The sequence below is a fragment of the Pseudoduganella sp. R-31 genome (genome assembly GCF_049913235.1).
Classification (GTDB): domain Bacteria; phylum Pseudomonadota; class Gammaproteobacteria; order Burkholderiales; family Burkholderiaceae_D; genus Rugamonas.
Window position 1 is genome coordinate 4,585,427 of the sequence record NZ_CP183986.1, and the last position, 12,066, is coordinate 4,597,492.

General features: G+C 63.0%; 19 protein-coding genes. 17 read left to right on the forward strand and 2 right to left on the reverse strand.

Features of this window, described 5'->3' with window-relative positions:
* Positions 1-46 precede the first annotated feature (46 nt).
* The 13 genes from sctQ (at position 47) to ACN9MY_RS20640 (ending at position 7,769) form a co-directional block, all read left to right on the forward strand.
* Entirely contained in the window at positions 47-1,081 is a 1,035-nt protein-coding gene (sctQ, locus tag ACN9MY_RS20580) for a type III secretion system cytoplasmic ring protein SctQ (protein ID WP_426318480.1), read from the forward strand.
* A complete protein-coding gene (gene sctR / locus ACN9MY_RS20585; RefSeq protein WP_426318481.1) occupies positions 1,078-1,740 on the forward strand; it encodes a type III secretion system export apparatus subunit SctR in 663 nt (220 codons plus the stop codon). The genes sctQ and sctR overlap by 4 nt, the downstream gene beginning before the upstream one ends.
* 10 nt (positions 1,741-1,750) lie before the next feature.
* Complete coding sequence (gene sctS / locus ACN9MY_RS20590; protein ID WP_426162385.1) at positions 1,751-2,032, forward strand: type III secretion system export apparatus subunit SctS; 282 nt, start codon at positions 1,751-1,753, stop codon at positions 2,030-2,032.
* Positions 2,033-2,091: 59 nt separating this feature from the next.
* Positions 2,092-2,265: a hypothetical protein gene (locus ACN9MY_RS20595; RefSeq protein ID WP_426318482.1), complete on the forward strand. Its 174-nt coding sequence runs from the start codon at positions 2,092-2,094 to the stop codon at positions 2,263-2,265.
* Positions 2,266-2,359: 94 nt separating this feature from the next.
* Entirely contained in the window at positions 2,360-2,563 is a 204-nt protein-coding gene (locus tag ACN9MY_RS20600; protein WP_426162388.1) for a hypothetical protein, read from the forward strand.
* Between the two features lie 29 nt (positions 2,564-2,592).
* Complete coding sequence (locus ACN9MY_RS20605; protein WP_426162390.1) at positions 2,593-2,877, forward strand: hypothetical protein; 285 nt, start codon at positions 2,593-2,595, stop codon at positions 2,875-2,877.
* Positions 2,878-2,932: 55 nt separating this feature from the next.
* The gene (locus ACN9MY_RS20610; RefSeq protein WP_426318483.1) at positions 2,933-3,496 is read left to right on the forward strand and encodes a hypothetical protein; all 564 of its coding nucleotides are present in this window, start codon (positions 2,933-2,935) and stop codon (positions 3,494-3,496) included.
* Positions 3,493-3,858 carry an EscI/YscI/HrpB family type III secretion system inner rod protein gene (locus ACN9MY_RS20615; RefSeq protein ID WP_426318484.1) on the forward strand — a complete coding sequence of 122 codons (366 nt, stop codon included), beginning with the start codon at positions 3,493-3,495 and terminating at the stop codon, positions 3,856-3,858. Before ACN9MY_RS20610 ends, ACN9MY_RS20615 begins: the two co-directional genes overlap by 4 nt.
* Positions 3,859-3,865: 7 nt before the next feature.
* The gene (gene sctJ / locus ACN9MY_RS20620) at positions 3,866-4,621 is read left to right on the forward strand and encodes a type III secretion system inner membrane ring lipoprotein SctJ (protein ID WP_426336062.1); all 756 of its coding nucleotides are present in this window, start codon (positions 3,866-3,868) and stop codon (positions 4,619-4,621) included.
* A complete protein-coding gene (locus ACN9MY_RS20625; RefSeq protein WP_426318486.1) occupies positions 4,599-5,282 on the forward strand; it encodes a hypothetical protein in 684 nt (227 codons plus the stop codon). The genes sctJ and ACN9MY_RS20625 overlap by 23 nt, the downstream gene beginning before the upstream one ends.
* The gene (locus tag ACN9MY_RS20630) at positions 5,269-5,847 is read left to right on the forward strand and encodes a GNAT family N-acetyltransferase (protein ID WP_426162397.1); all 579 of its coding nucleotides are present in this window, start codon (positions 5,269-5,271) and stop codon (positions 5,845-5,847) included. Before ACN9MY_RS20625 ends, ACN9MY_RS20630 begins: the two co-directional genes overlap by 14 nt.
* 6 nt (positions 5,848-5,853) lie before the next feature.
* A complete protein-coding gene (gene sctT / locus ACN9MY_RS20635; protein ID WP_426162398.1) occupies positions 5,854-6,642 on the forward strand; it encodes a type III secretion system export apparatus subunit SctT in 789 nt (262 codons plus the stop codon).
* Positions 6,639-7,769: an EscU/YscU/HrcU family type III secretion system export apparatus switch protein gene (locus ACN9MY_RS20640; protein WP_426318487.1), complete on the forward strand. Its 1,131-nt coding sequence runs from the start codon at positions 6,639-6,641 to the stop codon at positions 7,767-7,769. Before sctT ends, ACN9MY_RS20640 begins: the two co-directional genes overlap by 4 nt.
* On the opposite strand, the gene ACN9MY_RS20645 is transcribed toward ACN9MY_RS20640, so the two are convergent.
* Positions 7,751-8,857 carry an HD-GYP domain-containing protein gene (locus ACN9MY_RS20645; protein WP_426336063.1) on the reverse strand — a complete coding sequence of 369 codons (1,107 nt, stop codon included), beginning with the start codon at positions 8,855-8,857 and terminating at the stop codon, positions 7,751-7,753. The genes ACN9MY_RS20640 and ACN9MY_RS20645 overlap by 19 nt on opposite strands.
* A gap of 220 nt (positions 8,858-9,077) precedes the next feature.
* Here ACN9MY_RS20645 and ACN9MY_RS20650 point away from each other — a divergent pair, with 220 nt between their 5' ends.
* Entirely contained in the window at positions 9,078-9,425 is a 348-nt protein-coding gene (locus ACN9MY_RS20650) for a hypothetical protein (RefSeq protein ID WP_426162401.1), read from the forward strand.
* Positions 9,426-9,445: 20 nt separating this feature from the next.
* Here the strand turns inward: ACN9MY_RS20650 and ACN9MY_RS20655 are convergent, their stop codons facing one another.
* On the reverse strand, positions 9,446-9,610 hold the full coding sequence (locus ACN9MY_RS20655; protein WP_426162402.1) for a hypothetical protein: 165 nt from the start codon (positions 9,608-9,610) through the stop codon (positions 9,446-9,448).
* Positions 9,611-9,985: 375 nt separating this feature from the next.
* Here ACN9MY_RS20655 and ACN9MY_RS20660 point away from each other — a divergent pair, with 375 nt between their 5' ends.
* From ACN9MY_RS20660 to ACN9MY_RS20670, 3 genes are all read left to right on the forward strand, one after another.
* Complete coding sequence (locus ACN9MY_RS20660) at positions 9,986-10,165, forward strand: hypothetical protein (RefSeq protein ID WP_426162403.1); 180 nt, start codon at positions 9,986-9,988, stop codon at positions 10,163-10,165.
* A 9-nt stretch (positions 10,166-10,174) separates the two neighbouring features.
* Positions 10,175-10,735, forward strand: coding sequence for a disulfide bond formation protein B (locus ACN9MY_RS20665; RefSeq protein WP_426162405.1), 561 nt, complete (start codon positions 10,175-10,177; stop codon positions 10,733-10,735).
* Positions 10,736-10,809: 74 nt separating this feature from the next.
* On the forward strand, positions 10,810-12,066 hold the full coding sequence (locus ACN9MY_RS20670) for a molybdopterin-dependent oxidoreductase (RefSeq protein ID WP_426336064.1): 1,257 nt from the start codon (positions 10,810-10,812) through the stop codon (positions 12,064-12,066).

A 12,066-nucleotide genomic window follows, 5' to 3' on the forward strand; every position in this document is an offset into this window, starting at 1 on the left:
GCCACTACAGCCCAAGCCCTAGGGGCGCTATGCCGAAAGGTCGCCAATGCCAGCCAACACCACACCATCCAGCCACCCTGCCCGCCGCGTCTCGTTGCGCAGCATGCCCGCCGCGCAAGCGCAGCTGGCACGCAGGCTGGCAAGCGGGTTGATCTGGAAGGCAACGCAAGGACCATGGCAATGTTTCGAGTTGCGTCGTTCCGCGTTGCCCGCGGCAGGCGCAGTTGAGGCAGGCTTTGCGCTACGCAATGCACACGGTGAATTGCAGATAGAGGAATTCACCCTGCTGCAGATTGCGAGCGGAATTGCGCTCGATCCCGCTTGGCCGGCTGCGGTAATGCATGACATGCTGCAGCTTGCCTGGGGCATGGTCGATGACGACCTGCGTCAAGCGCTCGGCGGCGACGCTACGTGCAGTACACAGCCCGTTGCCGCAGCATCCGACGACGTCCACTTGCTGCTTACCCTTTGCGGTAGCAATGGTTTTCGCCATAGCGCTGCGCTGCGCTGCCCGGCAGCCAGTGCGCTGCCATGGCTGCACTGCGACGGCTGGCAAGCCGGCGCACCGCCGGCTTGCCCCGCCGTCGATGCCCTGCCGTGCCACGGGCGGCTGTGGCTGGGCACCTCACACCTTACGGCACGCACGCTACGTACCCTGCGGCCCGGCGATGCCGTGCGCATTGCGATGCAGTACTACGGTTCAGACAACCGCGTGCGCATCAAGCTCGGCCGGCACGCGCTGATCGCTTACACGGCAAGCGACGGCACCCTCTACTTTGACTCTTGGAGAAGCGCAAGCATGGAACACGACAGCACGGAATGGGAAAGCGAAATCGATGGCGCCGACGCGCCGGTTGCTCTGGACGACTTACCGATCCGGGTCGACTTCGTCGCTGGACATGCGAACTTCACTGTCAACGAGCTGCGCAGCCTGGCGTCCGGCGCCGTCATCGAGTTGTCAATGCCGGCGCGCCCGGCAGTCGACATCGTCGCTAACGGCCGCCGCATCGGCTCCGGCGAACTGATCGAGGTTGACGGCACGCTCGCGGTCGAAATCATCAAGCTGGAAGGCGGCGCGTGAGCATTAGCAACGTCGACCCGATCGGCATCGCCCTCTTCCTGGCGGCGCTGTCGCTGCTTCCGCTATTGTTAATTTGCACCACCTGCTTTCTCAAGGTTTCAATGGTGCTGGTCATTGTGCGAAACGCCATCGGCGTGCAACAGGTGCCGCCCAGCATCGCCATCTATGGTGTGGCGCTGGCGATCAGCCTGATGGTGATGGCGCCGGTGTTTCATGACGCGGCGGCACGCTTGCCCGGGCAAGGCGGCACTGTGACTGAACGGACCGCGGGCCTGTCGCTTGGCGAGATGGCGCGCGCGGGCGAGCCGCTGCGCAGCTTCATGATCCAGCACACCGCCCCCGAAACGCGCAGCCATTTCCTGGCGTTGGCGCAGCGCCAGTGGCGCGGCACCACCCTGGCCAACGAGGCCAGCGACCGCGATTACGCCGTTGTGATTCCGGCATTCGTCATCTCGGAGCTGACAGTGGCTTTCCAGGTTGGTTTTGTGCTGTATGTGCCTTTTGTGGTGATCGACCTGCTGCTGTCGAATGTCCTGCTGGCGCTTGGCATGCAGATGGTGTCGCCGATGGTGGTGTCTTTGCCGCTGAAGATGCTGCTGTTCGTCATGGTCGACGGCTGGAGCAAGCTGGCGGAAGGATTGATGCTGTCTTACACATAGGAGAAAGGATATGGTCGAAACAATTGCGTTATTCCAGCGCGGCATGCTGCTCGTACTTTGGCTATCCGGACCGCCCCTGGCGGTGGCGGTACTGGTCGGTGTAGTGCTGTCGCTGGTGCAGACGCTGTTGTCGATTCAAGACCAGGCCTTGCCGTTTTCATTCAAATTGCTTGCCGTGGGTTTAACTCTGGCAATCAGCGGGCGCTGGATGGGACTCGAACTGTTCACGCTCACCAACCAGGCAATGCAGGCGGTGGCCAGCTTGGGCTACCACGGCTTGCCTGGCTCATAGGCGGCTCACATCGCCATTTCAACCACGCCGGCATACGCCGGCATTTAAAGGAGAACTTTATGCAACTACTCGGCGGTATCCTTGGCATTATCCCAAAAGTCATCGGCGGCGTGCTTGGCGGCGGCGCCTCGTCCGGTGCAAAAAACGCTCCTGCGCAGTCTGGCAACCCGCTTGCCAACGTCGCACACCAGGTGCTCAACGCGGTCGGTCTGAATCTTGGCAACTCGTTCTGATCAGACCGAAAGAGCGAACCGTGCATTCTTCGCCTTGCACTAACGAGGAAGCGGCATACTGTGCCGCCCCCCCCTTTAACAACAGGAGAATCAAATGCCTGACATTAGCGCCCCCGGCAGCAATCCTTTCGTGGATTACGAAAAGGATTTGACCAATAGCGAATCGATCAGCTCACAGATTCAAGCTTATCAATTGGCCCGGCAACAAATGCGGTACCAAACGGAAAACGCGCGTTTGAAGAACGGCCTCGAGCAGACTACCGCTGTCTACGGCTTTCTCACTTCAATCCGACTGTAGTTTCTAAATCAACCAAGGAAAGGAAAAGTATGGCTACTCCTATCGATACCCGGCCAGTCTATATTGACCGCAGCGTCCATATCAATGAAAACCCGGGTGGCGGCATGCCATTCGGCGGCGGCATGCCGTTCGGCGGCGGCCCCTTCGGCTTCGGCGGCCCCCAGTACAACATGGGTTACGGCATTGGCAATATGCTGCGCAATTTCGGTTCCATGTTCCAGGGCATGAGCGACGGCTTCCGCGGCGGCTTCCTGGGAGGCCTGGCCCAGTATGCCATGTGCGGTACCCAGCGCATGTTGCAAATGCCGTTCTAACATTTTTTGCCAGTGCGTTTGCGCCGACGCACTGGCTTTTTTTCAAGGATAAGCAATGTCCGAAGCAATCAAACTTGATATCACTCCGCGCTTGGCACAACAACGCGCATGCATCGCACGGCTCATGGACGACTATCCCTGCACCTTTGCCGCGCCGCAAGATGGCGGCCGCTGGAGCGAGTTCATTCAGCACGGCACCGTAGCGCAGGGCGCAGATCGCCATACCGCCGACAAAGCGTTAGGCATGCTGTCCAGTACCATCCGTACTGCCCAGCTCTCACTGAATGTACAAACCAGCCTGGTCGACATGCTGGCGCGCGCACGCGAACTGGAGATCGCCGATTTTCCCGCCGACCCGGCAGCGATGGCCCAGGCAGGACCGAACGCCGATCAGGAAGAGGCCACTGCATACGGCCAGGCGATCACCGTCTACAAGCAGTGCGTGCTGGAGGGCTTGATGGAACGCCAGGACCTGCTGCGCTTCCTGGCCGAGGCGTTCGACGAATTGCCGGCCACTACCCCGCTGAGCCGCGCATTGATCGAAACGGCCAAGATGCTGGTCATGATCGATCTGGAGGAACTGCTGCCGGAACAGGAGCTGCTGGAGGCGCCACGATGAGCGCGCCGGCCATGCTTGGGCGCGTGGCTGCGGCACGTGCCGCCACGCTTCGCGCGGCGGGCGCTGACAGCGCAGCCGCACGCGACGTCGATGTGTTTCGCCAAGCCTTGCAGGCCCCTCTGCCTGGGTCCGTGCTCAAGCCGGGCCGCACCGGCAGCGCATTGCAAGAGCTGACAGACGCATTGGGCCGGAACCGGCGTAGCCTGGCGCGACAGATCGAGCAGGTTCAAACCACACGCGACCCCGCCAGCATCGTGAAAATCACCAATGAACTGGTCGATCAAGGTGTACAGAACGACCTGATTGCCAAGGTGGTGGGCAAGACTGTGAGCGCGGTGGACCAGCTGACCAAATTGAGTTAGGCCGCCGATGTCCGCTCCCCTGCGCCGCTGGCGCGCGGCATTGCTATGCGCTTGCCTGATGCTGGCCGCATGCTCACACCCGCTCCAGCTGTACACCGGCCTGCCCGAAGGCGACGCCAACGAGATCGTCGCCGTCCTGCGCGACCATGGCATCAGCGCCGACAAAAGCAGTGCCAAGCAAGGTTTCGTCGTCAGTGTCGGCGAAGCCGAACTGGCCACGGCAGTCGCCCTGCTGCACGAGCGCGGCTTGCCGCGCGACAGCTTTGCCCGGATGGGCGAGGTGTTCAAGAAGGACGGCATGATCTCCACCCCGACCGAAGAGCGCGCGCGCTATCTGTCGGTGCTGGCGGCGGAGCTGGAAAATACCCTGTCGCAAATCGACGGTGTGGTGCTGGCCCGCGTCCACCCGGTGCTGCCTGAACGCATCGTGGCGGGAGAACCGGTGCTGCCGTCCTCATGCGCCGTGTTGATCAAATTCCGTCCGGGCTGGGATCCGGTCGCCTACGAGAGCCGCATCCGGCAACTGGTACTGGCCAGCATCCCCGGACTGGCGGACGCCCCGTCCCCAGCCCACAGCGTGTCAGTGGTATTTGTCGCGGCCGAACAGGCGACGCCGTCCCCCCCACCGCCGGACGATCACCGCTTCGCATGGCTGGGCGTTTGCGGTGCCGCGCTGCTGGCGCTCGGCAGCACGGCCGTCTGGGCCTGGCGCCGCCGGCAGGTCACGAACACGGTCGAGCATGATGACGACGGCCCGATGTGATTCCGAGGCGCTTGATGCCGCCTGGCGCACGCTGTGGTTCGCGCCCTGGCGTGGGGCCGATCCCAGCTGGCGCGAGCAGGCGACGGATGGCGCGCCCTGGATCGCCCTGGAACGCCAAGGCGGGGCCTCGGAACACCTGTCCTATCGGCTGTTTTGCCTGCACTATGATTTGCCGCTGCTGGCGCCGCCCGCCGCGCCCGCCCTGCGCTCCTTGCCTGCAGCCGCGTGGCAGGCTGCACAACTGCCGGCGGTGCAACTCTTCCTGGGCATGGCCGGGTGGGCTGGCACGCCCGGTTTTACACGGAGCGGCTTGACCGAGCCCCTGGCCCATGCCGGCAGTGCGCTGGAGTGGCGCACCGCATTGCGGCTGGCGCGCGTGCGGCCGCTGGCGCCGCTGGAACCGGATCTCGCGCCACCGGCTGACGCCGCGGCCCTGATGCACATTGGCGGGCAGCAGCTACAGCAGGCCTGCGAAGCCTTGGCGCCTGGCCTTTGGCAACGCCTGCGCCTGCGCCTGCCATGCGGCGTCAGCGCCGGCCAGACGCCGCGAGCGGCGCCGGCCGCGATCGACGTCGCCACCGCGCGCCATATCGTCCGCGCCTGGCATTGCGCAACGACTCTCCCTGTCACCGTTGAGGAACACAAGCTTGAAACAGAATAGATCATTCGTTTGGCGCACAGCGCTGCAAACGGACGCCGAAGCGATCGCTGCCATCTATAACGAAACCGTAAACGGCGGCGGACATTCGCCGACCTTGAACAAGAGCAATGCGGCCAACGTCGGCCATTTGTTGCGTGAATCGCGCCGCAACGGCTGGCTGAATTGGGTGATTGAGCACGATGGCCAGCCTGTCGCCTGGGCCTTGCTGCGCGCCATCGTCTGGGGCCGGGAAGTCTGCCACCGTACCGGCGACCTGTCGATCTATGTGCGGCACGACATGCAGGGACAATCCTTGCCGATGAAGATGATCGCCGAAGTCTACCGCGAAGCGCCGCGCCATGGCTACGAAGCCGTTTCTTGCTGGATCCTCGGCGGCAACCGCAAAAGCCTGATGGTCGCCCGCGCATTCCGCATGAGTTTATGGGGCTGCCTGCCGCGTGCAGCCTGCTATGGCGACCGCGTTGACGACGTGATGATCTATGGCGTACGCTTCGACGATCCAGAATGGCGTGCCTACATGGAACGGCGCATCGCGCGGGCCGAGCGGCGCGCAGGCGCCGTTTAACCCCACATGGCTGCCGCGCCGCTGCCGAACTTTCTGCTGCCGGTCAGCTGCCTGGCGCTGGCCATGCCGCGCATGCTGGGCTGCGCCCTGGTGCTGCCGGCGCTGGGACGGCAGCATATGGCCGGGCTCGAACGCAGCGCCTTCTGCCTGGCGCTCTCGCTGCCGCAGGCGCAACTGCTGTGGCCTTTGCTGCAGCATCAGCCGCTGACTTTTTTGCAGGGCGGCGCGCTGGCCCTGAAGGAAGTGCTACTGGGCGTGTTGCTAGGCTGCCTGCTCGCCGTACCGTTCTGGGCCATGCGCGCAGCCGGTACGCTGATCGACAACCAGCGCGGCACCAATGCGGCGCAACAGATCAACCCATCCCTGCAGGCCGATTCTTCGATCCTCGGCGAGCTGTGCGAACGGGCTTTGCTGGTCTATCTGATTGAAACAGGCCTGTTCCTGCGCCTGTTTGATGTGATGGCCGACAGTTACCAGCTGTGGCCGGCCCTCACGCTGGCGCCGCTGCATGCGCCGGCCGCGCATCAAGCAATGCTGGCGGCATTGACGCGCTTGATGGCCGACGCCATGTTGTACAGCGCACCGGTATTGCTGGTGACCATGCTGGCCGAATATGTGCTGGCGATCGGCAGCAGCGTGCTGCAGGGGCTGGATGTCTACCAGGTCGCCATGCCGGTCAAAGCCATGCTGGCGCTGTGGATGCTGATGATGTGCTTCCCGGCCCTGCTGCCCTTTATCGCCACCCACGCCGGCGAATGGTGGGGCGACGCCGTGCTGCAGGCCCTGCGCCCATGAGCGACAAAACCCACCCGCCCAGCGAACAGCGCAAGCGCCACGCACGCGAGCATGGCGAATTCGGCTTGAGCCAGGAACTGTCCAAGCTGCTGCTGTGGACCATCGGGACCGAGGCCGTGCTGGCCGCCGAGCCGGCATGGCGCACCCTGCTGCAGAACGATATGCTGCAGGCGCTGGCCGCCATTGCGCGCCCCGGCCGGGTGCCGCTCGACAGTGCCTGGTCCGCCTTCAGCGCCGCCGTACTGATCATGCTGTGCATGGCCGGCGTCGCGGCCCTAGTATCCGCGCTTTCCGTTCTATCGCAGACCGGTTTCAATATCGCACCCAAAGCGCTGGAGAAAGGCACGCAGCGCTTCGACATCGGCAGCAACCTGAAACAGCTGGTGGCGCCGAAGAAATTCCTGATGGCGCTGCTGGGGCCACTCAAGATGAGCGTGCTGCTCGCGACCGGCTACGGCTGCCTGCGCGACCAGTTGCCCGGCCTGGCCCAGTTGTACGTACTGACGCCGCAACAAGGCTGGCTGGCGGCAATGGCGGCCATGCGTACCGTCACTCACCATTGCCTGGGTGTGTTGCTGGTGCTGGTGCTGGCCGACCTGGCCCTGCAGCGTTATATGAACTACCGCAGCATGATGATGGATATCAGCGAGGTCAAGCGCGATCATAAAGAATCCGAGGGCGACCCGCATACCAAGGGCCAGCGCAAGGGGATTGCCAAACAGAACGTGATGGAAGAGCGGCGCAGCCCGCGCGCACCGGAGGCCGACGCCGTGGTGGTCAACCCCGAGCACATTGCGGTGGCGCTGGCCTACAGCGCCGAGCGCGACGGCTTGCCGCGCATCGTCGACAAGGGGCGCGACGGGGAAGCCGACCAGCTGCGCGCGCTGGCGCGCCAGCGACACGTCCCCATCATCAAATACCCCGGCTTGGCGCGCCAGCTGTACGCCACCGGCCGGGTGGGCAGCCACATTCCATCGCACACCTTGCGCGCTGTGGCCTTGCTGTACCGCGCCATCCAGGAACTGGAAGGCATGGCGGTCGACGAGCTGCACGAGATTGATGAGGAAATCGGCCACGCCATGCTGGCCGGCCCAGTGCCCCCGCCGCCTCAGTCCTCGTCCACGTAGCGGGCGGCAATGCCGCGGAACTGGTCCTGGATCGCCAAGAAGGCGTCCAGCACGTCAGGGTCGAAGTGCCTGCCACGTCCCTCGCTCATGATGGCGACCGACTGCTCGTGGGAGAAAGCTGGTTTGTAGACCCGCTTGCTGATCAGCGCGTCATAGACGTCCGCCACCGCCATCAGGCGCGCCGAGACCGGAATCGCGTCGCCGCGCAAGCCTTGCGGGTAGCCCGTGCCATCCCATTTCTCCTGGTGGCCGTACGCAATCTCGCGGGCAAACAGCAGAAAGCCGTTGCTGCTGCCGAGATACTCTTCCACCGCCTGCACGGCATCGCGGCCGTAATCGGTATGTTTCTTCATGATCTCGAATTCATCCTCGGTCAGCTTGCCGGGTTTGAGCAGGATCTGGTCCGGCACGCCCACCTTGCCGATGTCATGCAGCGGCGCCGACTTGTAAAGCAGCTCGATGTTTTCCGCCGTCAGCACGCGGCGGAATCGCGGGTGCTCGCGCAGCGCATTGGCCAGCGCCGCCACATAGTGCTGGGTGCGCCTAATATGGTTGCCTGTTTCGTTGTCGCGCGTCTCGGCCAGGCAGGCCATGGCGAAGATCACGCCGTCGCGCATCTTTTCCACCTCCTGCGTGCGCGCTGCCACCTGCTCTTCCAGCCAATCGTTGTGGCGCTGCAGGGTACGGCGCGCCTGGCGCACCATCAGCTCCTTGCCCACCCGCGCCAGCACGATGGCCGGAGAAATCGGCTTGGTGATGTAATCAACCGCGCCCGCCCGGATGCCACGTTGCTCTTCTTCCGCCTCGCTCTTGGCGGTCAGGAAAATCACCGGAATCTCGGCCGTCAGCGGATTGGCCTTGATGCGCGACAGGACGGCGTAGCCATCCATCTCGGGCATCATGACATCGAGCAGAATCAAGGCCGGCAGCGGCGGAATTTCCAGTGCACGCAAGCCACGCGCCCCGCTATTGGCCAGCGTGACACGATACTGGTCCTTGAGCAGGTTGTTCAGCAGCGACAAATTGCTGGTGTTGTCTTCAATTACCAGGATGGCGGGCTTCTCCGCCACGAGCGTCGGGTTGCGCATCTTCTTCTCCAGTTAAACGAAGGCAGGCTTGCCGGCGACTGTCGGCAGCACCCTTCAGGTAGCGAAGCCGGAGTAACTACATAATTGCAAGTACGTTAATCCCCATAAAGTTTCAGTATAGATTGTTAATTCGGGAAAAAACCATGCGTTGCAAAAAAAGATATATACGAAATGCTCTCCCGTTGTCGAACTGCCTTGAGACAGGCAGGCACTCACCGTCATGGACCGAGACCTTCCCCTGGCCGCCCCGGTGTGCCACAGCCTGCTGACCAGCCTAAGGCTGGGCCAGCCCAGTCATGACTGCTATCGATGTGGCGAGCTGATTTTGTCGGCCTTGAGCGGCGGCCGGCTATGTGTCGCATTTGCGGAAAAGAAGATGACCCTGGCCGACGCGCAGCGGCTGATGCAGCGCCAGTTCGAGGCGCCAGAGCGGCATGGCGAAGCCCAGCTGGTGCTGGACCGCCTTGGCCGGTTCGGTTTGATTGTGCGCCTCACCGCCGACGGGGGCAGCGATGAAGCGCGCCTGCGCGCCACCCTCCGGCCTGCTTTGCGCCTGTTGGCCGGGTGAGGGCTGCAGACGCCCGGCAGTCAGGCGGGGCAGTCTGTGCCCTGTTCGGGCAGTTCGGAACGGTCCTGGCCGACAACCCGCGCGTACGTTTCGCGCGTCATGACGTGACCAGGTTGCCACACCGCCAGTTCATCGCCCTCATCGGTGAGCGACGTGGTGCGGATTGGGTCGAGGTAAATAGTCAAGCGATTCGCCCTCCTTCAGGTTGAAACAGTGGTCGCCCAGTGCACGCACAGCAAGGCTGCGGCGAACAGGCAATCCATCAATAGCATGCCGGCCACCATGCGCCTGTCATGCTGGTTCTCGTTTGTTTTGCTCATAACATTCTCCTTTCGGGCCCGCCTTTGGCGCGCCGACCGAAGACTATATGCCGTGCCCGGCATTGCCTGGCGGCCCCGCAAGAATTCCCGGACCAATCCCGGACAGCAAAGCCGGTCTGCCCGCTTGACCTGCATAAATCGTTACCCATTGGTAATTCAGTCCGACATTTGGCAACGTCCAGCGCGTCGCACGGCCACAGGCATACGATGGTTGCGCTTCTACTTCAAAAGGAGGTCAATGTGTTTATCGGATTTATCCCATTCATTTTCTTATGCGCAGCAACCGTGCTGTCGCTGCGCCCGAACGCGCGCACTGTGGCGCAGTGCATGTGGCTGCTGTCGATCCTGATGATCGTCATCTGGGGCGTCTACCATGGCAGCCATCATATGCCGCTATTCCGCACGCTCAGCTCGTGGTAAGGAGCCATCATGAAACTGAACCGTTTAATTGACTCGCTGACCCTAATGGGCGTGTGCCTGGTGCTGCTCATCGCTTTTTACTTTCAACTTTTCATGGATGAACTGCCCTGCTCGCTTTGCAATCTGGAGCGCGCCGGCTTCCTGTTGTTTGGCGGCGGACTGCTGCTCAATGTCAGGCAGGAGGAAGCAAGCAATGCCAACTATGTCCTAGCCGCGCTCGGAGCCCTGGTCGGCAGCGTCATTTCCTTGATGCATATGTTCGTCAAAGTCCTGCCTGGCACGCCGCCGACCGGCACCACCTTCCTCGGCTTGCACATGTACACCGCCAGCTATCTCGCCCTGACCGCAGCCGTTCTGTATTGCGTTTGCATGCTGGCGCTCGCGCCCAGGCTGGGCAAGCGGACGGTGGCTTGCAGCGCATCCTGGACTCGCGTCGCGTCGACGCTGTTTGCGGTGCTGGTATTTGCCAACCTGGTATCCGCCTTCCTGGAGATTGGCTTTCATCCGTTCAAACCTGGCGGCCAGCAGCATTACCTGATGCTCTATGACGGCGATGTCATGAAGCCTTGACGAGGCCCACGGCCTCACTATCCGAAGCGCCAGCCACGCCTGGCGCTTCTTTTTTTAATCCAATGGAGTGTTCAATGACCGACCACAACAGCGCGGCCCCCAAAGGCCGCCGGCAATTTGTCAAAGGCATGGGCGCCGCCGTCGGCGTGGCCGCAGCCAGTCCCTTGCTGGGCTTTGCCGCACAAACGGCGCAGGCTAACGACGATGTCGCGCTCGCGGCCGGGCCACGCCCGCTTGTCGCCTATCCCCAGAAACGGCCCCTGCTGCGCGTCACCACCCGTCCGCCGCACCTGGAGACGCCGTTCGAAGTCTTCAATCATGGCCCGATCACGCCAAATGACGCCTTCTACGTGCGTTACCACCTGGCCAATATTCCGCTCGCGGTCGACCCGCAAACCTACCGCCTGCAGATCAAGGGCAAGGTGAAGACGCCGCTCAGCCTTTCGCTGAACCAGCTGAAAGACCTCGGTGCGCACGCGGAAGTGATCGCGGTCAACCAATGCTCCGGCAACGGCCGCGGCTATCTTTCGCCACGCGTGGCGGGCGCACAGCTCGGCAACGGCGCCATGGGCAACGCGCGCTGGGTCGGCATCCCGCTCAAGACCGTGCTGGAAAAGGCGGGCCTGCAAGGCCGCGCCCGGCAAGTGGTCTTTAACGGACTGGATCAGCCGGTCCTGCCAAGCACGCCGGACTTCAGAAAAGCGCTCGATATCGACGTGGCGCTGCAGGAGGACGTGATGCTGGCCTGGGGCATGAACGGGGAAGACTTGCCATTCCTGAACGGCTATCCGCTCAAACTGATCGTGCCAGGCTATTTCGGCACCTATTGGGTCAAGCACTTGTCCGATATCGAAGTCATCGATACCGCGTTCGGCGGTCACGATGCCGCCTTCATGACTGAAGCTTACCGCCTGCCCGACAATGACTGCCATTGCGTCACCCCGGGCGCTCCCGCCGGGCACACCAAGCCGATCGGCCGGCTGCCGGTGCGCAGCTTCATCACCAGCCTCGCTTCCGGCGCCGTGCTGCCAGCCGGACGCCCCGTGGAACTGAAAGGGATTGCCTTCGACGACGGCAGTGGGCTGAAGACAGTGGAAGTGTCGACCGACGGCGGGCGCAGCTGGCGGGCTGCAAGCCTCGGCCAGAACCTTGGCCGCTACTCCTTCCGCGAGTGGCGCTTGGCCGTCAGCTTCGGCGCCCTCAAGGGCCCTGCGGTACTGATGGTACGCGCCAGCAACCGGCGCGGCGAAGTACAGCCCATGCAGGTCGACTGGAATCCCGGCGGTTACCGCCGCCACGCGATCGAGTCCTACCATATCACTCTTGCCTGA

What these genes read in the sequence shown, in the direction of transcription:
- sctS (WP_426162385.1), top strand. Translation starts at nt 1,751, where the DNA reads ATGGTCGAAACAATTGCGTTATTCCAGCGCGGCATGCTGCTCGTACTT.
- ACN9MY_RS20625 (WP_426318486.1), top strand. Translation starts at nt 4,599, where the DNA reads ATGATGACGACGGCCCGATGTGATTCCGAGGCGCTTGATGCCGCCTGG.
- ACN9MY_RS20665 (WP_426162405.1), top strand. Translation starts at nt 10,175, where the DNA reads ATGAAACTGAACCGTTTAATTGACTCGCTGACCCTAATGGGCGTGTGC.
- sctT (WP_426162398.1), top strand. Translation starts at nt 5,854, where the DNA reads ATGGCTGCCGCGCCGCTGCCGAACTTTCTGCTGCCGGTCAGCTGCCTG.
- ACN9MY_RS20600 (WP_426162388.1), top strand. Translation starts at nt 2,360, where the DNA reads ATGCCTGACATTAGCGCCCCCGGCAGCAATCCTTTCGTGGATTACGAA.
- ACN9MY_RS20645 (WP_426336063.1), bottom strand. Translation starts at nt 8,857, where the DNA reads ATGCGCAACCCGACGCTCGTGGCGGAGAAGCCCGCCATCCTGGTAATT.
- ACN9MY_RS20605 (WP_426162390.1), top strand. Translation starts at nt 2,593, where the DNA reads ATGGCTACTCCTATCGATACCCGGCCAGTCTATATTGACCGCAGCGTC.
- sctQ (WP_426318480.1), top strand. Translation starts at nt 47, where the DNA reads ATGCCAGCCAACACCACACCATCCAGCCACCCTGCCCGCCGCGTCTCG.
- ACN9MY_RS20650 (WP_426162401.1), top strand. Translation starts at nt 9,078, where the DNA reads ATGGACCGAGACCTTCCCCTGGCCGCCCCGGTGTGCCACAGCCTGCTG.
- ACN9MY_RS20670 (WP_426336064.1), top strand. Translation starts at nt 10,810, where the DNA reads ATGACCGACCACAACAGCGCGGCCCCCAAAGGCCGCCGGCAATTTGTC.
- ACN9MY_RS20595 (WP_426318482.1), top strand. Translation starts at nt 2,092, where the DNA reads ATGCAACTACTCGGCGGTATCCTTGGCATTATCCCAAAAGTCATCGGC.
- sctJ (WP_426336062.1), top strand. Translation starts at nt 3,866, where the DNA reads ATGTCCGCTCCCCTGCGCCGCTGGCGCGCGGCATTGCTATGCGCTTGC.
- ACN9MY_RS20615 (WP_426318484.1), top strand. Translation starts at nt 3,493, where the DNA reads ATGAGCGCGCCGGCCATGCTTGGGCGCGTGGCTGCGGCACGTGCCGCC.
- ACN9MY_RS20610 (WP_426318483.1), top strand. Translation starts at nt 2,933, where the DNA reads ATGTCCGAAGCAATCAAACTTGATATCACTCCGCGCTTGGCACAACAA.
- ACN9MY_RS20640 (WP_426318487.1), top strand. Translation starts at nt 6,639, where the DNA reads ATGAGCGACAAAACCCACCCGCCCAGCGAACAGCGCAAGCGCCACGCA.